Below are 17,709 nucleotides of genomic sequence, written 5' to 3' on the forward strand. Positions count from 1 at the left end.
AAGCGGGACGATCCTGCGAACATCCCACCAGTGGGTCGCAGCCCCTCTCTGCCCGATTCGCGCGACAGTTTCGCTACCCACATGGGTAGCGTGGGCGAATTTTTGCTCTATCAAGGGATTTCGCAGCCGGGGAAGCGCATGCCGACCGATCCCGTTCCGACCTTTCCGCCCGACCATAATGCGCCGGCCGAATGGGAGGTGCTGAGTGCGCTGATCGGCGACATCTACGATTCGGTGCTTCATCCCGAAAGCTGGAACGACACGCTCGCGCGCATCACCAGCGCGCTTTGTCCCCTGAGTTGGGAAGCCGCCTTCATCCTCTGGGAAAGCAGCAATCCGCCGCGCGCGCGTTTTGTCGCCGCGACGGGCCTCGCTGCGGGGATTCAGGAAATCTATTCCGCCGTCTATGCCGGAAGCCACCCCTGGTCGCGCAAGCTGATGCGCTATGCCAACGGCAGCGTCGTCGACAGCTATGACATCATGACCCGCGAGGAATTCTACGAATCCGAATTCTTCCGCAACTTCCTTGCGCCTTATGGCATCGACCGGCTCGTCGGCGTGCTGCTCGACCGGCGCGGGGGCGAGCGACTGGGACTGATGCTGCCGGGCCCCGGCGACCGCGACGCCGAGAAGCTGAAGCGCGGCCTGCGTGTCCTCGCGCCGCATATCCAGCGGGCCATGCGGATCAGCGACCGCCTCGCGACGCTCGAACTCGCTGCAGGCGCGGCGCGCGCCGCCGCCGACGCCGCGCCCTTCGCGATCTTCAGCCTCGACGATCAGCTCAACATCCTCGCCGCGAACAGCCGTGCCGACCGATATGAGCGCGCCGGCTTCATCCGCCGGACCGACGGCCGCTTTGCCTTGACCCACCCCGCGAGCCAGAAACGGCTCCTCGACCTCGCCAAAAGCCCCGGTCCGGCCGGCCTCGCTTTTCAGACGACGAACGCGAAGGGCACCGAATGCCCCGTCCTCGTCGCGCGTATCTCGCGGCAATCGGCCAAACGGATCGGGGGCACCGACCTCGGCGCCTCGCTGATCGTCACGCTGGGCAGTGCGCCGGGTGAAACCCCGGTGGTCGAGATCGACCGCGTCGCCCAATGGTTCGGCCTGACCCCGGCCGAGGCCCGCCTTGCCGTCGCGCTCGCGGGCGGACAGAGCCTGCAGGACTATGCCGCGTTCCGCGCCGTCAGCCTCAACGCCGTCCGCTTCCTGCTGAAGGGTATCTTCCGCAAGACCGGCGTGACCAGCCAGGCGCAGCTCGTCGCCATGGTCGCGAGGCTTCCTTCACCGACGATGTAGTTGCGGCGGCAAAGAGCAGGTCGTGACCAGCCCTCGGAAACGGGATCGTCCGCGAAAACGGCATCGGGGTCGATGGCGCGCCGCCGGTGCAGGCGGGTTACCATTCGGGAAACAAACAAGAACTGATATTTTGTAACCCGAATTTATTTTGGCTCGCCGATCGGTCCGCCACGAAAAATTGTCGAATCCCCATCGCGGCAGACGCGGTCGTTGCGATAATCGTCCCATTATGAAGCATATTGACCAATTCGGGGACCGCCGGACAAAAACAGAACTTAACAATAGTTTACGAATCAGCGGTTCCAAGTTATCTCGTAGTGCGAGTCGTCGGACGCATGGCCATTCCGCCGCGCGATTAGAACGACCGTAACGAACAAGGGGCACTGACCATGCGTAGCCTTAAAGCCGCCGTTGCGGCCGCTCTCCTGCTTCCCGCGACCGCCAATGCGGCGACCGTTGTCAACGGCGATTTCGAGACGGGTCCCAATCCGGGCTCCTTCACGACTGTGAATGCCGGGGGCACGATCGGTGCCTGGACGGTGCTTAGCGGCAGCGTCGACTATATCGGCAGTTATTGGCAGCCGCAGGGTGGATCGCGCAGCGTCGACCTCAACGGCAATAGCCAGGGAGCTATCGAGCAGGCCATCGCGACCGTGATCGGGCAGGCCTATGAAGTGACCTTCTGGCTGGCGGGCAACCCGGACAGCGGCCCGCAAGTCAAGACCGTGAAGGTCGCAGCGGCCAATGCCAATGGCATGTTCACCTTCGATACGTTCGGCGTCTCGCGCGCGGCGATGGGATGGCAGAAGTACACCTTCAATTTCACGGCGAATAGCGCGTCGACCCTGCTGTCCTTCGCATCGCAGGATGCGGGCGCGTACGGCGCTGCGCTCGACACCGTCTCGATTTCGGCGGTTCCCGAACCGGCGACTTGGGCGATGATGCTGTTCGGCTTCGTGCTGGTCGGCGGCGCGATGCGTCGCCGTACTGCGGCACGCCCGGCGAACCACCTGTCGTTCGCCTGACGCCACAAGCGATTTTCGAAAAAGGCCGCCGCCGGAACCATACCGGCAGCGGCCTTTTTTTGTTTAATTGAGCGCCTCGCCAGCGGTCGGGCGGCATAGCCCAAAAAGAAAGGGGGCGCAGCCCCGCAGCCGCGCCCCTCCCCCTAGGCCCCCCGCATCGCGGAAGGCGCCCCAATATTGATCAGCGCGACGCCAGGCGCACCGGCTTTGCGGCAGGTGCCGACGCCCACTGGATCGATTCGGTCCCGCTCATCTGGCGCACGAAGCAGGTCTGCCCCTTTGCCTTGAGTTCGCCGCAGAGCTTCGATGCATCGGCGCGCGTCGCCATGCCGTTGACTGTCAGGCGATAGAAGGTGCGCCCGCCCACCACGGCCGAATGGCTCGAGGCCTGATAGCTGGCGAGCACGGCCGTCCGCCTTTTCAGCGTCGTCCATTTTTCCTTCGCAATGCCGAGCGTGTCATAGGCACCAAGCTGTACGGCCCAACCCGAAGGCTTCTTTGCATCGAACGCCATCGCCCGCGGCAGGATTTTCGTCGCTAGCTCGAGCGCCTGCTTCTGTGCGGGGCGGATACGCCCCTGCTCACCAGCAACGCGCGGCGCGGCGCGATATGGCTTGGCGTCGGCCATGATGACCTCGGCAACTTTGGGTGTGGCCTTCGGCTGCGGCAGTTCGGTAACCGGCACGACGCCATTTTCGTCGCGCGTCGGCATCGGCAGCTCGACCGTACGGATCGCCGGCTCGGCCGATGCGAGGACCGCGGCGGGCGCCGACGGCTCGGCGGCGGGCGGCGGCGGCGCATAGGTGGCGATGGGCGCCGGATCGGCGCTCGCGAGCTCGACCGGCGCGTCGGCAGCGGCCATCTGCGTGTCGGCGAAGTTGCTCAGTGCCAGGCGCACGGGCATACCGGCATCGGCGCGAACCGTCGTGCCGATCAGGCTCGCGACCCGCATCCGCGCATCGGGCTGCTCGGCGAGCTTGGACCATTCGGCCATGCGGCCCTCGACCTTGTCGAGCGACAGATCCTGTGCGGCAAGAACGCGCGCCTGTGCCCAACGTCCCGACAGGGCGAAAGCCAGCGCAAGATTCTGGCGCGTGCGGGCGTCGGCATCCTTGGCGCGCGCCGCTTCGGTCAGCACATAGATCGCCGAATTGGGATCGCCCGCCAGCGCCAGCGCAAGCCCGAGGTCCGACGCCGGAATCGCATCGAAATTGCGCTTGAGCAGATCGGCGGCTTCGCCATTCTTGCCCTGCGCGATATGCGCCAGCGCCAACGCGATAACCGTGTTGCTGTCCTTCGCGCCCAGTTCCATCGCGTCGGAAAGCGCGCTGGTCGCCGACGAGAAACGCCCGTCGTTGAGATAGGCCTGGCCGAGCAGCGCGCGATAGCTCGCGTCACGCGGCGCGCCGGCGACGGCGGCTTCCGCCATCGTCACCGCCTTGCTCGCCTTCCCGGCTTCGAGCGCTTCGCGCGCCTTTTCGGCCGATTTGGCAGCCGAGGCCGAGGTGCCGGGTGACTGCGGCCCCGCTTCGGCCGTCTTGCCCATGCCGCTGCATCCGGTGGCGACGCCGAGAACAAAGCCCGAAACGGCCAGGTTCACCAACAATTTGCGGTTCATGGAAGGTCCCCCTTTGCTATTTCTACGGCATCTTCCGGCGCGTCGGGCGCGCCGCCGGCAGGCGGCTGGCCATCGCGTCGATCTCGGGCAGCGACGACAGATATTCGTCGAGCAAATCGGTCAGGATCACCTGCGAAGAGCGGTTCGTCACCGCGCTCGCAAGGCGCAGGCGAAGGTGACGCTCGGCATCGAGGCGCAGCGTGAAGGCTGCCTTTTCGCGGGCGCGCTGGGCGCGCGGCGCGCGTTCCTTCCTCGCCTTGGGCTCAGGGCGCGCCTCGACCTTGCGAGCGACGGCGGCGACGCGATCGATCAGCGATTCCTGCTGAAGGACGATCTGCGGCACTTCGACGGCCTCGGGCTGGTACGAGTCGGCCAGCGCGTCGGCGAGGTCGGGGCCCGCGTCCGGCGTCAGGGCATGGCCCGGCGCCGCATCGACCGCATGTTCGGCGGCTGCATTATGTTCGAGCACCGACCCGGCAAGGAGCGGCTTCAGGTCGACCATGCGCGCCGATTCGGCGGCATTCTGGTCGGGATCGACGTCATAGCCCATGTCATTCCAGCCAAGGTCGTCATAGCCTTGGCCGATCGGCATCGGTCCGCTGCCCAACGGCTGGCGGCGCATGGCGGGGCGCGCTCCACCCTTGCGGGCAAGAAGTCCGGCGCTCAGCGAAGCGAGAGGTTTGGGTTCGCCCATGGTTCCCGAGCTCCCCGTCACTGGCCAGCGATGCGGCGGCCGAAGCCACCACCCATCGGGCGAACGGTTCCGTAACCCGGCTGCGCGGGCATCGGGGTCGAGAAGACGGTGCGGCGGAAATTCTTTTCCAGCCGGTCGTTGATATAGGTCCAGAGCTGCCGGATCTCTTCGGCCGATCGTCCGTTCGGATCGACCTCCATCACCGTGCGCCCGTCGATCATCGATGCGGCGTAGTCGGTGCGGTGGTGCAGGGTGACCGGCGCGACGGTACCGTGCTGCGACAATGCGACGGCGGCCTCGCTGGTGATCTTCGCCTTGGGGGTCGCCGCGTTGACGACGAACACCAGCGGCTTGCCCGCGCGTTCGCAAAGGTCGACCGTGGCGCCGACGGCGCGCAGGTCGTGCGGGCTGGGGCGCGTCGGGACGACGATCAGTTCGGCAACCGAAATCACGCTCTGGATCGCCATGGTGATCGCCGGCGGCGTGTCGATGACGGCGAGTTTGAAGCCCTGCTGGCGCAGGATTTCAAGGTCGGAGGCCAGCCGCGCGACCGTGGTCTGAGCAAAGGCCGGAAGGTCGGTTTCGCGTTCGTTCCACCAATCGGCGAGCGAGCCCTGCGGGTCGATGTCGATCAGAACGACGGGGCCCGCGCCGGCAAGCTGCGCCTGCACCGCGAGATGCCCCGACAGGGTGGTTTTACCCGACCCGCCCTTTTGTGAAGCCAATGCCAAAACGCGCACAGCTATCCCCCTGGAAAACCAAAATCAGGCGTTTGGATGCCATGCAGGGCGCTAAAATTGAGTTAACGATGATAAAAAGACGGTAAACGATTGCCTCGCTTCCATGGTAAACAAGCTGCTATGCCGATTCTGTACCGAAGCGGGGCAGGTTCGTGCCGCCCTTAGGCGTTGCTAACGGGGTGTTAGCCACTTTACCCCTACAGGGCTTTCCGGGGACTGCGAACCGGCCGCCGGCTGCGCAAGTCATTGGAGATTAAGGATGCGAGCACTCACCGCCGCCATCGCCCTGCCGCTCGCTGCAGCTGCAGCGGCACTGGCCGTACCCGCCTTCGCGGACGTCAAGGACGGCGTCGATGCCTGGCAGGCGGGCGACTATCAGAAGGCGGTGGCCGAATGGCGCCCGCTCGCCGTCGCCGGCGATGCCGATGCGCAGTTCAACCTCGGCCAGGCGTACAAGCTCGGCCGCGGCGTTCCCGCCGACCTTGGCCAGGCAGAAAGCTGGTACCGCCGCGCCGCGAAGCAAGGGCACCTGCAGGCCGAGGACAATCTCGGCCTGATCCTCTTCACCGCGAACAAGCGCGAGGAGGCGATGCCCTATATCAAGGCGTCGGCCGATCGCGGGGAGCCGCGGGCGCAATATGTCCTCGGCACCGCGATGTTCAACGGCGATTATGCGACGAAGGACTGGCCGCGCGCCTATGCGCTCACCAAGCGCGCAAGCGATGCGGGCCTGACGATCGCATCCGCGCGCCTTGCCCAGCTCGACAGCCTGATCCCGCTCGAGCAGCGACAGGCGGGGCTCGCGATGCTTCCGCAGATCGAAAAGGACGAAGCGCGCACGCGCCTCGCCGCCGTGAGTGCGGCCGCCCCGACACCGGCACCGCCCGCACCTTCGCCGGTCAAGACCGCGAGCCTGCCCGCGTCGACGCCCGGCACCAGCTACACCCCGCCGCCGGTTGTCGCGCCGACCGCGAAGCCGGTTCCGGCCGTGTCGAAGCCCGCCCCGGCCCTGTCGACCCCGGCTGCCGTCGCAGCCGCCAATGCAGCGAACGAAGCCACGACCGCGGCTGCGGTCGCAAAGGGCGAACCGGTCAAGATCGCATCGACGGCGCCGAAGCCGGCCCCCACTGCGGCCAAGCCCGCTCCGCAGGCGGCAAAGCCGGTAACCGTCCACAATGGCACGAGCCCGTGGCGCGCCCAGTTCGGCGCCTTCGGCGTCGAAGCCAACGCCCGCAGCCTCTGGACCTCGCTCGAGAGGAAATATCCTGCCCTCGCCGCGCGCCAGCCGAGTTATGTGAAGGCGGGAACGGTCACCCGCCTGCAGGCCGGCGGCTTCGCCAGCAAGGGCGATGCGGAAAATCTTTGCGCTACCATCCGCAAGGGCGGCCAAGCGTGCATGGTCGTTTCCAAATAGGCTTCATTCGGGCGCGCGTTCGTCCGCTCCCGCTCGACCGCAAGGACATCGCCGTCGCGCTTGTCCCCACCGGAATGTTCACGCGCGAACTCGCGACCGAGGCGCTCGTTCGGCCCTTCGCGACTGAAATCGACTTCGGTCGCTACTGGCTCACCCGGCCGATGTCGCACGCCCGAAAGCGATGCGATGGCACAATTCCGTCGGTTGCTCGCCGGCGAAGCCGACGCAACCGGCGAGTTTGCCGACGAAAGGGCTTGACCTCCATCGCCGGCAGGCGCTTGGAGCCCGCGTGGCTCGCTTGCGCAAATTTTCGCTGATCCTCGCCGTCGGACGCCAGCGCCGCCGCCTGCGCGAAAGCGAGGCCGCGTTCATCCTCCTCGCCGCGGTCGCCGGGCTTGCAGCCGGCGCGCTTACCAATATGCTGCAAGCGATCGCGCACGGGCTGCAGCAACTGCTTTACGGTGTCACCATCAACCGGCTCAGCGCGCTCGGCAGCATCCACCATCCATGGAAGCTGCTCGCCCTGCCCGCCGGCGGCCTGCTGCTCGTCCTGCTTGCGCGCGGCCTCGGCCGGCGCGCGCGCGTGCCGGTCGACGTGGTCGAGGCCAACGCCCTGCACGGCGGGCGCATCCCATTCACCGACAATCTGGTCATCGCGTCGCAGACCGCCATCTCGAACGGCGCGGGGGCATCGGTCGGGCTGGAGGCGGCCTATGCACAGATGGGCGGCGGGGTCGCTTCGCAGCTCGGTCGGTGGTTCCAGCTCCGCCGCAACGACCTGCGCACGCTGGTCGGCGCCGGCGCGGGCGGCGCGATCGGCGCCGCCTTCGGCGCACCGCTGACGGGCGCCTTTTATGCGTTCGAAATTGTCATCGGCAACTACACCCCTGCTGCGATCGCTCCGGTCATGGCGGCGTCGCTGTCGGCGGTATCGGTCACCCGGCTGCTCGGCGCGCAGCCCTACCTGATCGCGACGGCCACCACCCGCGGCTTCGCCCTGCCCGACTATCTCCTCTATGTGCTGCTCGGCGCGCTGTGCGCCATCGTCGGCATGGTGATCATGCGGGTCGTTGCCTTCGCCGAGCTTCGCGTGGGCGCGTGGCAAAGGATCGCCGGGTGGAAACCCGTGGTCGGCGGCTTTGTTCTCATCCCGCTTGCGCTCCTGTCGCCGCAGACCCTGTCGGCGGGGCACGGGGCGCTGCATCTCGACCTTGCGCTGCGTCCGGCGCTTACCTTTCTTGCGGCGGTCCTGCTGCTCAAGATCGCGGCATCGGTCATCTCGCTCAGCTTCGGCTTTCGCGGCGGGCTGTTCTTCGCCTCGCTGTTCGTCGGTTCGCTGATGGGCCAGCTTTTCGCGGGACTGGTCAATCTCAGCCCGCTCGGCCTGACGGTCGACCCCAACGACGCGGCGCTCGTCGGGATGGCGGCGCTCAGCGTGTCGATCGTCGGCGGGCCGATGACGCTGGCGGTGCTGATGCTCGAAACGACGCACGACTTTGCGCTGATGGGCGTGGTGCTGGCCGCGACGCTGGTGTCGAGTGCGCTCACGCGCGAGATCTTCGGCTATTCCTTCTCGACCTGGCGCCTGCACCTGCGCGGTTCGACGATCCGCAGCCCGCGCGATATCGGCCGCCTGACGACGATGACCGCCGGGCGGATCATGCGGACCGACTGGGTCTCGGTGGATCGGTCGATGTCGGTTGGCGCATTCCGCGCGGCCGTGCCGCTCGGCAAGACCGCAAAGGCGATCCTGCTCGACGCCGACGGCACCTATCGGGGGGTCGTCCCGACCGCCGCGGCCTTCCACCCCGATCTTGACCCCGCCTCGCCGGTCGCGGCGCTGGCGACGCATCCCGGCGTCGCGCTGCGGCCGGCGATGGACATACGGTCGATCCTGACGCTTTTCGACGAAGCCGCGGCCGACGAACTCGCCGTGCTCGATGACCGCGACCATGTCATCGGCGTCGTCGGCGAACGCCACGCGCGCCGCCGCTATTTCGAGGCGCTGGAGGAATCCGAACGCGAATTGTTCGGCGAAAAGGCCTGACCGGCCTCGCCGCCCCTTACCCCAACACCCAGCTCCGGCGCGGATAGCCCTGCGCCCACAGCAGCGCGGTCAGGTCATGGTGGCGGATCGCCGCATCGGCGGCTTCCTCGGCCGCGGGGTGCGGGCGGTATCCGATGCCGAGACCCGCGCTGGTGATCATCGGAATGTCGTTCGCGCCGTCTCCGACCGCCAGCGTCGCGGCCAGCGGCAGGCCGAGCTTCGCCGCCTCGGCCGTCAGCGTCGCGAGCTTCGCATCTTTGTCGACGATCGGCTCGGCGACCTTCCCGGTCAACATCCCGTCCTTGATCACCAGTTCGTTCGCGACGACCTTGTCGAAGCCGATCGCCTCGCCGACCGGCCCGGCAAAGGCGGTAAAGCCGCCGGTGACCAGCACCGAATGCGCGCCATGCGCCTTCATCGTCTGGACAAGCGTGCGCGCCCCGCGGGTCAGCTTGACCCGCTCGTACCGGCATTCGGCCAACACACCCTCGGACATGCCGCCAAGCAGCGCGACGCGCTCCTCCAGCGCGGCGCGGAAATCGAGTTCGCCCGTCATCGCGCGCTTCGTGATCGCCGCAACCTGATCCTTCAATCCCGCATAGTCGGCGAGTTCGTCGATGCATTCGACCGTGATCATCGTCGAATCCATGTCGGCGATGATCAGCTTCTTGGCGCGGTCGCCCATCGGCTGCACGACCACGTCGAGCGCACCATGGTCCATCTTGGCCAATTCGCTCCGCGCACTGACCAGGCTGCCCTGAAAATAGATGTCCGCCGCGTCATGCTCGTCGAGCCAGTGCGGCGCCCCCACGTCGTGTCCCGTCATGTCGAGCCGGTCGATCGCCTCGCGAACCACCTCGTCGGTCAGCTTTCCGGCTGCTATCAGCGTGGCTACGAACATGGCTTCTCCTTCTGTCTCTTTCGTTCGCGCGGGCCTGCCGCCCGTCGCGCTTATCGCCGGACCGACCGCGAGCGGCAAGAGCGCTTTGGCGGTAGCGCTCGCAAAATCCCTGTCCGGGACGGGCGCCGACGCGCTGGTCGTCAATGCCGATGCGAGCCAGGTCTATGCCGACCTCGCCATCCTCTCGGCGCGTCCGTCGGAGGAGGAAATGGCGGGTGTGCCCCACCGCCTCTTCGGCCATGTCGACGGCGCCGAAGCGCATAATACCGCGCGCTGGTCCGACGAGGCGCGCGGCGTCATTTCCCACGCCCATGCGGCCGGGAAGGTTCCGGTTCTCGTCGGCGGCACGGGACTTTACCTGCGTACCCTGCTTTACGGGATTGCGCCGGTGCCCAAGATCGACCCCGATATCCGCGATGCCGTGCGCGCGCTGCCCGTTGTTGAGGCCCATGCCGCGCTGGCCAGAGCCGATCCCGAGGCCGCGGCGCGCCTCAATCCGGCCGACACCACCCGCGTTGCCCGCGCGCTCGAGGTCGTCCGCTCGACCGGCCGCACGCTCGGCCAATGGCAGGAGGCGCGCGAGGGCGGCATCGCCGGCAACATCGCGCTCGCCCCGTTGATCCTGCTCCCTCCGCGCGACTGGCTGCGTGACCGCTGCGACACGCGCTTGGTGCAGATGTTCGACGGCGGAGCCATCGAAGAGGTCGAGGCGCTGCTGCGCCGCCATCTCGATCCCGCCCTGCCGGTGATGCGCGCGATCGGCGTCCCCCAGATCGCCGCTCATCTTCGCGGAGAGATCAGCCGCGCCGAGGCGCTCGAGCGGGCGCAGGCGGCGACCCGCCAGTACGCCAAGCGCCAATATACGTGGTTCCGCCACCAATTGCCCGCCGATTGGATGCGCCACGGAGAGTCATTAAACAATGATTCAATCAATATTTTCGCAATTAAATTACGTGATAAGCTGTTGACAGGATAGAATCATACACCTATTGCCCGCCGACCTGCTGCAACGCACAACGTGCGGATTCCAGGGTTTGCGGGTATTGAGAAAGGAGTTTCGTCGTGACGGAAATGAGTGGTGCCGACATGGTGGTTCAGGCGCTGGTCGACCTTGGGGTCGATACGGTGTTCGGCTATCCGGGCGGCGCGGTCCTTCCCATCTATGACGCGCTCTACAAACACCCGACGATCAAGCACATCCTCGTCCGCCACGAGCAGGCGGCGACCCACGCTGCGGAAGGCTATGCGCGTTCGACCGGCAAGCCCGGCGTCGTGCTCGTCACCTCGGGCCCCGGCGCGACCAATGCCGTCACCGGCATCACCGACGCGCTGATGGATTCGATTCCGATGATCGTGCTCACGGGCCAGGTCCCGACGACGCTGATCGGCACCGATGCCTTTCAGGAATGCGACACGGTCGGAATCACGCGCCACTGCACCAAGCACAATTATCTCGTGATGGACCCCGACCGTCTGGGGCCGATCATGCACGAGGCCTTTCATATCGCCACCCACGGCCGCCCCGGGCCGGTGGTGATCGACATTCCGAAGAATGTGCAGGTCGCGACCGGCACCTATACGGTGCCCGAGATCATCCAGCACAACAGCTATCGCCCGCAGATCGAGCCCGACGCCGATGCGATCGCGGCCGCGATCGACCTGATCGCCGCGGCCGAGCGCCCGGTCTTTTACACCGGCGGCGGCGTGATCAATGCCGGCCCCGACGCCAGCGCGGCGCTGCGCCAACTCGTGTCGCTGACCGGCGCGCCGATCACTTCGACCCTGATGGGGCTTGGCGCCTTTCCCGCCGACGATCCGAAGTGGCTCGGGATGCTCGGCATGCACGGCACCTATGAATCGAACATGGCGATGAACCGCGCCGACCTGATCATCGCGGTCGGCGCGCGCTTCGACGACCGCGTCACGGGCCGCCTCGACGCCTTCGCGCCCGAAGCGAAGAAGATCCACATCGACATCGACCGCAGCTCGATCAACAAGATCGTCCCCGTCGATCTCGCGATCGTCGGCGACGCCGGCCGCGCGCTCGACGCGCTGGTCGCCGGCTGGACCGACAGGGGCCTGTCGGCGCGCGACTATGGCGAATGGTGGCGCCGCATCGACGGCTGGCGCGCGACGCGCTGCCTCGACTTTCCCGAAAAGAAGGACGCCGGCGCCGAGATCATGCCGCAGCGCGCGGTCAAGGCGCTGTTCGACGCGACGCGCGGCCGCGACCCGATCATCACGACCGAAGTCGGCCAGCATCAGATGTGGGCCGCGCAGCATTTCGGCTTCGCGGCCCCCAATCGCTGGCTCACCTCGGGCGGCCTCGGTACCATGGGCTACGGCTTCCCCGCCGCGGTCGGCGCGCAGATCGCGCACCCGAACCGCCTCGTCATCTGCATCGCGGGCGAAGCCAGCCTGCAGATGAACATCCAGGAAATGGGCACGGTCAGCCAGTACCGCCTGCCGGTGAAGATCTTCATCCTCAACAACGAGTGGATGGGGATGGTCCGCCAGTGGCAGGAACTGACCTATGAAAGCCGTTATTCGAACAGCTATTCGGAAAGCCTGCCCGATTTCGTGAAGCTCGCCGACGCCTATGGCTGGACGGGCCTGCGCATCGACACGCTCGGCCAGCTCGAGGACGGCATCCGGACGATGATCGACACACCGGGACCGGTGATCGTCGACTGCCGCGTCGCGAAGCTCGCCAACTGCTTCCCGATGATCCCCTCGGGCGCCGCGCACACCGAAATGCTCCTCCAGCCGAGCGACGTCACCGGCACGATGGACGACGAAGCGAAAGCACTGGTGTGATGGGCAATTTTTCGTTCCAAGCCGCCAGTAAGGCGCGCTGCGGCTTGACGTTGTTCGATAAAAACAATGTCGCGGCGGCTCTTTCGGAATTGAAGCTGGCAAAACTTCGAATTTTAGGCGCGGACAAGTTCGTTCAATTTGATGACGACAGAATACAGCCGATCGATCAAATAGACCTATCACACGAGACGGATTTCAGCGCAGCTTATGACGCAGTGAGCAACTTTGTCACGGCTCCGGATGAACGTTCCGGAATCTTGTTTGAGCTCGTTTGGAACTGACATGAAAATCAAGACCGAAGCCGGCGAGCGCCACGTGCTCGCCATAACCGTCGATAACGAGGCCGGCATTCTCGCCAAGATCACCGGGCTCTTCTCGGCGCGCGGCTATAATATCGAAAGTCTGACCGTGGCGGACATCAGCGCCGATCACGCATTGAGCCGCATCACCATCGTCACCAACGGCCCGCCGCCGGTGATCGACCAGATCATCGCGCAGCTCGACCGCCTCGTGCCGGTGCACTCGGTGACCGACCTCACCGACCAGGGCGCGCATGTCGAACGCGAGATCGCGCTGGTGAAGGTCGCGGGCACCGGCGACAAGCGCATCGAGGCGCTGCGCATGGCCGACGTCTTCCGCGCCAAGGTCGTCGACACCACGCTGTCGAGCTTCATCTTCGAAATCACCGGGACGAGCGACAAGGTCGACCGCTTCATCGCGCTGATGCGCGAATGCGGGCTGGTCGAGGTCGGCCGCACCGGCGTCGTCGCCATCGGCCGCGGGTCGGAGGCGCTCTAGTTTCACTTTCGTGTTCCCCCGCGAAGGCGGGGGTCCAGTCAACGTCAAATGGGTCCCCGCCTTCGCGGGGACACACTATGGGGAAGAATGACATGCAGGTTTATTACGATCGCGACGCCGACCAGGATCTGATCAAGGGCAAGAAGGTCGCCGTCGTCGGCTACGGCAGCCAGGGCCACGCCCACGCGCAGAACATGCGCGACAGCGGCGTGCGTGAAGTCGCGATCGCGCTCCGCCCCGGCTCGGCGACCGCCAAGAAGGCCGAAGCGGCAGGCTTCAAGGTGCTCTCCAACAAGGAGGCCGCCGAGTGGGCCGACGTGATCATGATCGCCGCCCCCGACGAGCATCAGGCGAAGATCTACGCCGACGACATCGGCCCGAACATGAAGCCCGGCGCCGCGCTCGCCTTCGCGCACGGCCTCAACATCCACTTCGGCCTGATCGAGGCACGCCCCGACATCGACGTCTTCATGGTCGCGCCGAAGGGCCCCGGCCACACCGTGCGCAGCGAATATCAGAAGGGCGGCGGCGTCCCCTGCCTGATTGCCGTCGCGCAGGAAGCGAACGGCAACAGCGGCAACGGCCACGCCAAGGCGCTCGCCCTCTCCTACGCGAGCGCCGTCGGCGGCGGCCGCAGCGGCATCATCGAGACGACCTTCAAGGAAGAGTGCGAAACCGACCTGTTCGGCGAACAGGCGGTGCTCTGCGGCGGCATCACCCATCTGATCCAGGCGGGTTTCGAGACGCTGGTCGAGGCGGGCTACGCCCCCGAAATGGCCTATTTCGAATGCCTTCACGAAACCAAGCTGATCGTCGACCTCCTCTATGAAGGCGGCATCGCGAATATGCGCTATTCGATCTCGAACACCGCCGAATATGGCGACATCAAAACGGGTCCGCGCATCATCACCGAGGAAACGAAGAAGGAAATGAAGCGCGTCCTCGCCGATATCCAGTCGGGCCGCTTCGTGAAGGACTTCGTGCTCGACAACCAGGCCGGCCAGCCCGAGCTGAAGGCCAGCCGCAAGGCCGCCGCCGCGCATCCGATCGAACAGGTCGGTGGCGAACTCCGCGCGATGATGCCCTGGATCGCGAAGAACCAGCTCGTCGACAAGTCGAAGAACTGATCGGGATCCTCCCCGTGGCGCAGCCATGGGGAGGGCGACCGCGTCCGAAGGACGTGGTGGAGGGGCCAGCAAAGGTCACGCTACCAGCCCCTCCGTCAGCGCTGCGGGCCGCCACCTCCCCATGGCTCCGCCACGGCGAGCATCGAAACGGCCGCTGACGACCACCGTCTCGGACATGAGAGGCAAAATGGCGAATATCTTCACCGCCCATCGCGCCGACCTCGAAGCGCTCGCCGCCGACGACCGCCGCCGCACGCTCGCGCCGCGCACCGGGCTCGATTTCGCTTCGAACGACTATCTCGGCCTCGCGGGCTCCTATGCGCTGAACGAGGCGGTCGCGCAGGGTCTGCAACGCGGCCTTCCCGCCGGCTCGGGCGGGTCGCGCCTGCTCCGCGGCAACCATGACGAGCATGAGGCGCTCGAGGCGCACGCCGCGCGCCACTATGGCAGCGAGGCCGCGCTCTATTTCCCGACCGGCTTTGCCGCCAATGCCGCGATCTTTTCGACGCTGCCGCAGCGCGGCGACCTCGTGGTCCACGACGAACTCATCCACGCGAGCGCGCACGACGGGATGAAGCTCGGCCGCGCCGGGCATGTCGAGGCACGGCACAATGATGCGCAGGCGTTCGACGACATCATCAAGCGCTGGCGCGCGGGCGGCGGCGGCGGTACGCCGTGGATCGCGGCCGAGAGTCTCTATTCGATGGATGGAGACCGCGCGCCGCTCGCCGATCTCGCTGCGGTCGCCGATCGCCACGACGGCGTTCTGGTCATCGACGAAGCCCATGCGACCGGCGTCTATGGCCCCGCCGGACAGGGCCTCGCGCACGACCTTGCGGGCCGCGACAACCTCATCACGCTGCACACCTGCGGCAAGGCGCTCGGCTGCGAAGGTGCGCTGGTCTGCGCGCCGGCGATCGTCCGTGACTTCATCGTCAACCGCGGCCGCCCGTTCATCTTCTCGACCGCTCCCTCGCCGCTGATGGCATGGCTGGTGCGCCATGCGCTCGAGATCGTCGCGAACGAGCCCGAGCGACAGGGCCGCTTGCATGGCCTCATCCGCCGAGCCGAAACGCGGCTCGCCGCGCTCGGGCTTCCCGCGAGCGGAAGCCAGATCATTCCCGTCGTGATCGGCGACAATGCCCGCACGATGCGCATCGCCGCCGCGCTCCAGGCCGATGGCTTCGACATCCGCGGCATCCGCCCGCCGACCGTCCCGCACGGCACCGCGCGGCTGCGCATCGCAATCACGCTGAACGTTGGCGAACGCGAAATCGACGCGATGACGGAGAGCCTGTCGGCCGCTATGGCCGCGGCATGACCCGCTTCATCATCACCGGCACCGACACCGGCATCGGCAAGACCGTCTTTTCGGCCGCGCTCGCGGGCGCGATGCGCACGCCCTATTGGAAGCCGATCCAGTCGGGCCTCGAGGACGAGACCGACAGCGAGGCCGTCGCGCGCCTCGCGGGCGTAGCGGTCCTCCCCGAAGCCTACCGCCTCGTCACCCCCGCCTCGCCGCATCTCGCGGCCGAGATCGACGGTGTCACCATCGACGCCAAGGCGCTGACGCCGGCCGAAGGCGCGGTGATCGTCGAAGGCGCGGGCGGCGCGCTCGTCCCCGTCACGCGCAGCCTGCTCTACGCCGACCTCTTCGCGCGCTGGCAGATCCCGGTGATCGTCTGCGCGCGCACCAGCCTCGGCACGATCAACCACAGCCTACTGACGATCGAGGCGCTGAAAAGCCGCGGCGTCCCGATCCACGGTCTCGTCTTCCTCGGCGACGCGATGGACGACAGCGAAGCGATCATCCCCGATATCGGCGGCATCCGGCGCCTCGGCCGCCTGCCGTTCCTCGATCCCCTCACGCCCGAGACCTTGGCCCAAGCCTTCACCGCCCATTTCGACCGCGCCGATTTCGCATGACCTCTCCCATCTGGCACCCCTTCACCCAGCACGGCCTCGGCGATCCGATCCCGCTGATCGCCCGCGGCGAGGGCGCGCGCCTGTATGACGCGCAGGGCAACAGCTGGATCGACGCCATCTCGTCTTGGTGGGTCACCACCCATGGCCACGCGCACCCGCGCATCATGGCCGCGGTCCGCGACCAGTCCGAAAAGCTCGACCAGCTCATCTTCGCCGGCTGGACGCACGAGCCCGCCGAAACGCTCGCCGCCGAGCTGATCCGGATCACCCCCGACCCGCTCACCCGCGTCTTCTTCTCGGACTCGGGCTCGACCAGCGTCGAGGTCGCGCTGAAAATGGCGCTCGGCTACTGGTACAACATCGGCGAGCCGCGCAGCCGCATCCTCGTCCTCGAGCATAGCTATCATGGCGACACGATCGGCACGATGTCGGTTGGCGAGCGCGGCGTCTACAACCGCGCCTGGCAGCCTTTGCTTTTCGACGTCGGCACCATCCCCTTCCCGCACGAAGGGATGGAGCAAGTCACGCTCGACGCGCTCGAAGCCGCGTGCGCAGCCAAACCAGCCGCCTTCATCGTCGAACCGCTCATCCTCGGCGCCGGCGGCATGCTCATCTACCCCGCATGGGTGCTCGCAGAAATGCGTACCATCTGCGCGCGCCACGGTGTCCTGTTCATCGCCGACGAGGTCATGACCGGCTGGGGCCGCACCGGGACGCGCTTCGCCTGCGATTCTGCGGGGGTGATCCCCGATATTGTTTGCCTGTCCAAAGGCCTGACCGGCGGCAGCCTGCCGCTCGCGGTGACGCTCTGCATCGAGCCGATCTTCGAGGCCCATTATTCGACCGACCGCGCGAAAACCTTCTACCATTCGTCGAGCTACACCGCGAACCCGATCGCCTGCGCCGCTGCGAACGCGAACCTCGCGATCTGGCGCGACGAGCCCGTGCAACAGCGTATCGACAAGCTGGCCGAAGCGCAGGCGGCCCATCTCTCGCTGCTCAGCCACGACCCGCGCGTCGCGAATCCGCGCCGCCTCGGCACCATCGCCGCGCTTGACATCGTCGTATCCGACGGAGGCTATCTGTCGGCCCTCGCGCCGCGCCTGATCGCCTTCTATCGCGACCACGGCGTCCTCGTCCGCCCGCTCGGCAACAGCGTGTATGTGATGCCACCCTATTGTATCGCGCCGGACGAGCTGGCGACGGTCTGGACCGCGATCACAGCGTCGCTCGATGCGGTCCAAGGCATACAGGAAGCGGCCGGTTTCGGCCGGAAGCTGCCCTAGCCATTATCGTCACCCCG

General features: G+C 66.7%; 16 protein-coding genes. 12 read left to right on the forward strand and 4 right to left on the reverse strand.

Translation table 11 applies throughout. From position 1 onward, the window contains the following. Positions 1 to 138 precede the first annotated feature (138 nt). Entirely contained in the window at positions 139 to 1,299 is a 1,161-nt protein-coding gene (locus QOL68_RS14905) for a helix-turn-helix transcriptional regulator (RefSeq protein WP_283404326.1), read from the forward strand. 389 nt (positions 1,300 to 1,688) lie between these two features. Then, complete coding sequence (locus tag QOL68_RS14910; RefSeq protein WP_282950020.1) at positions 1,689 to 2,324, forward strand: choice-of-anchor C family PEP-CTERM protein; 636 nt, start codon at positions 1,689 to 1,691, stop codon at positions 2,322 to 2,324. 181 nt (positions 2,325 to 2,505) lie between these two features. Here the strand turns inward: QOL68_RS14910 and QOL68_RS14915 are convergent, their stop codons facing one another. The 3 genes from QOL68_RS14915 to QOL68_RS14925 are packed head-to-tail and all read right to left on the reverse strand — an operon-like array spanning position 2,506 to position 5,376. Continuing rightward, positions 2,506 to 3,942, reverse strand: a complete 1,437-nt coding sequence (locus QOL68_RS14915) for an SPOR domain-containing protein (RefSeq protein WP_282950019.1) — start codon at positions 3,940 to 3,942, stop codon at positions 2,506 to 2,508. 22 nt (positions 3,943 to 3,964) lie between these two features. Next, positions 3,965 to 4,636, reverse strand: coding sequence for a hypothetical protein (locus tag QOL68_RS14920; protein ID WP_058457521.1), 672 nt, complete (start codon positions 4,634 to 4,636; stop codon positions 3,965 to 3,967). Positions 4,637 to 4,653: 17 nt separating this feature from the next. After that, positions 4,654 to 5,376, reverse strand: a complete 723-nt coding sequence (locus tag QOL68_RS14925; RefSeq protein ID WP_058457522.1) for an AAA family ATPase — start codon at positions 5,374 to 5,376, stop codon at positions 4,654 to 4,656. A 259-nt stretch (positions 5,377 to 5,635) separates the two neighbouring features. Here QOL68_RS14925 and QOL68_RS14930 point away from each other — a divergent pair, with 259 nt between their 5' ends. Next, on the forward strand, positions 5,636 to 6,790 hold the full coding sequence (locus QOL68_RS14930) for an SPOR domain-containing protein (RefSeq protein WP_282950018.1): 1,155 nt from the start codon (positions 5,636 to 5,638) through the stop codon (positions 6,788 to 6,790). Between the two features lie 289 nt (positions 6,791 to 7,079). Next, positions 7,080 to 8,837: a chloride channel protein gene (locus QOL68_RS14935; RefSeq protein ID WP_282950017.1), complete on the forward strand. Its 1,758-nt coding sequence runs from the start codon at positions 7,080 to 7,082 to the stop codon at positions 8,835 to 8,837. A gap of 16 nt (positions 8,838 to 8,853) precedes the next feature. Here the strand turns inward: QOL68_RS14935 and serB are convergent, their stop codons facing one another. Continuing rightward, the gene (gene serB / locus QOL68_RS14940; protein ID WP_058457525.1) at positions 8,854 to 9,738 is read right to left on the reverse strand and encodes a phosphoserine phosphatase SerB; all 885 of its coding nucleotides are present in this window, start codon (positions 9,736 to 9,738) and stop codon (positions 8,854 to 8,856) included. Between serB and miaA the strand changes: the two genes are divergently transcribed. The 8 genes from miaA to QOL68_RS14980 all read left to right on the forward strand — a co-directional run bounded on the left by miaA (position 9,737) and on the right by QOL68_RS14980 (position 17,692). Continuing rightward, on the forward strand, positions 9,737 to 10,714 hold the full coding sequence (gene miaA / locus QOL68_RS14945) for a tRNA (adenosine(37)-N6)-dimethylallyltransferase MiaA (RefSeq protein WP_282950016.1): 978 nt from the start codon (positions 9,737 to 9,739) through the stop codon (positions 10,712 to 10,714). The genes serB and miaA overlap by 2 nt on opposite strands. Before the next feature lie 86 nt (positions 10,715 to 10,800). After that, positions 10,801 to 12,555, forward strand: coding sequence for a biosynthetic-type acetolactate synthase large subunit (gene ilvB, locus QOL68_RS14950; RefSeq protein WP_282950015.1), 1,755 nt, complete (start codon positions 10,801 to 10,803; stop codon positions 12,553 to 12,555). Then, on the forward strand, positions 12,555 to 12,836 hold the full coding sequence (locus tag QOL68_RS14955; protein WP_282950014.1) for a hypothetical protein: 282 nt from the start codon (positions 12,555 to 12,557) through the stop codon (positions 12,834 to 12,836). The genes ilvB and QOL68_RS14955 overlap by 1 nt, the downstream gene beginning before the upstream one ends. Position 12,837: 1 nt before the next feature. Further along, positions 12,838 to 13,353: an acetolactate synthase small subunit gene (ilvN, locus tag QOL68_RS14960; RefSeq protein ID WP_282950013.1), complete on the forward strand. Its 516-nt coding sequence runs from the start codon at positions 12,838 to 12,840 to the stop codon at positions 13,351 to 13,353. A 92-nt stretch (positions 13,354 to 13,445) separates the two neighbouring features. Then, entirely contained in the window at positions 13,446 to 14,480 is a 1,035-nt protein-coding gene (gene ilvC, locus QOL68_RS14965) for a ketol-acid reductoisomerase (protein ID WP_058457529.1), read from the forward strand. 187 nt (positions 14,481 to 14,667) lie between these two features. Further along, on the forward strand, positions 14,668 to 15,801 hold the full coding sequence (locus tag QOL68_RS14970; RefSeq protein ID WP_282950012.1) for an 8-amino-7-oxononanoate synthase: 1,134 nt from the start codon (positions 14,668 to 14,670) through the stop codon (positions 15,799 to 15,801). Next, positions 15,798 to 16,406 carry a dethiobiotin synthase gene (gene bioD / locus QOL68_RS14975; RefSeq protein ID WP_058457531.1) on the forward strand — a complete coding sequence of 203 codons (609 nt, stop codon included), beginning with the start codon at positions 15,798 to 15,800 and terminating at the stop codon, positions 16,404 to 16,406. The genes QOL68_RS14970 and bioD overlap by 4 nt, the downstream gene beginning before the upstream one ends. Further along, positions 16,403 to 17,692, forward strand: a complete 1,290-nt coding sequence (locus tag QOL68_RS14980; RefSeq protein WP_282950011.1) for an adenosylmethionine--8-amino-7-oxononanoate transaminase — start codon at positions 16,403 to 16,405, stop codon at positions 17,690 to 17,692. Before bioD ends, QOL68_RS14980 begins: the two co-directional genes overlap by 4 nt. Positions 17,693 to 17,709 lie beyond the last annotated feature (17 nt).

The organism is Sphingopyxis sp. Geo25 (genome assembly GCF_949769135.1).
GTDB lineage: Bacteria > Pseudomonadota > Alphaproteobacteria > Sphingomonadales > Sphingomonadaceae > Sphingopyxis.

What these genes read in the sequence shown, in the direction of transcription:
- QOL68_RS14905 (WP_283404326.1), top strand. Translation starts at nt 139, where the DNA reads ATGCCGACCGATCCCGTTCCGACCTTTCCGCCCGACCATAATGCGCCG.
- QOL68_RS14910 (WP_282950020.1), top strand. Translation starts at nt 1,689, where the DNA reads ATGCGTAGCCTTAAAGCCGCCGTTGCGGCCGCTCTCCTGCTTCCCGCG.
- QOL68_RS14915 (WP_282950019.1), bottom strand. Translation starts at nt 3,942, where the DNA reads ATGAACCGCAAATTGTTGGTGAACCTGGCCGTTTCGGGCTTTGTTCTC.
- QOL68_RS14920 (WP_058457521.1), bottom strand. Translation starts at nt 4,636, where the DNA reads ATGGGCGAACCCAAACCTCTCGCTTCGCTGAGCGCCGGACTTCTTGCC.
- QOL68_RS14930 (WP_282950018.1), top strand. Translation starts at nt 5,636, where the DNA reads ATGCGAGCACTCACCGCCGCCATCGCCCTGCCGCTCGCTGCAGCTGCA.
- miaA (WP_282950016.1), top strand. Translation starts at nt 9,737, where the DNA reads ATGGCTTCTCCTTCTGTCTCTTTCGTTCGCGCGGGCCTGCCGCCCGTC.
- serB (WP_058457525.1), bottom strand. Translation starts at nt 9,738, where the DNA reads ATGTTCGTAGCCACGCTGATAGCAGCCGGAAAGCTGACCGACGAGGTG.
- QOL68_RS14955 (WP_282950014.1), top strand. Translation starts at nt 12,555, where the DNA reads ATGGGCAATTTTTCGTTCCAAGCCGCCAGTAAGGCGCGCTGCGGCTTG.
- ilvN (WP_282950013.1), top strand. Translation starts at nt 12,838, where the DNA reads ATGAAAATCAAGACCGAAGCCGGCGAGCGCCACGTGCTCGCCATAACC.
- ilvC (WP_058457529.1), top strand. Translation starts at nt 13,446, where the DNA reads ATGCAGGTTTATTACGATCGCGACGCCGACCAGGATCTGATCAAGGGC.
- QOL68_RS14970 (WP_282950012.1), top strand. Translation starts at nt 14,668, where the DNA reads ATGGCGAATATCTTCACCGCCCATCGCGCCGACCTCGAAGCGCTCGCC.
- bioD (WP_058457531.1), top strand. Translation starts at nt 15,798, where the DNA reads ATGACCCGCTTCATCATCACCGGCACCGACACCGGCATCGGCAAGACC.
- QOL68_RS14980 (WP_282950011.1), top strand. Translation starts at nt 16,403, where the DNA reads ATGACCTCTCCCATCTGGCACCCCTTCACCCAGCACGGCCTCGGCGAT.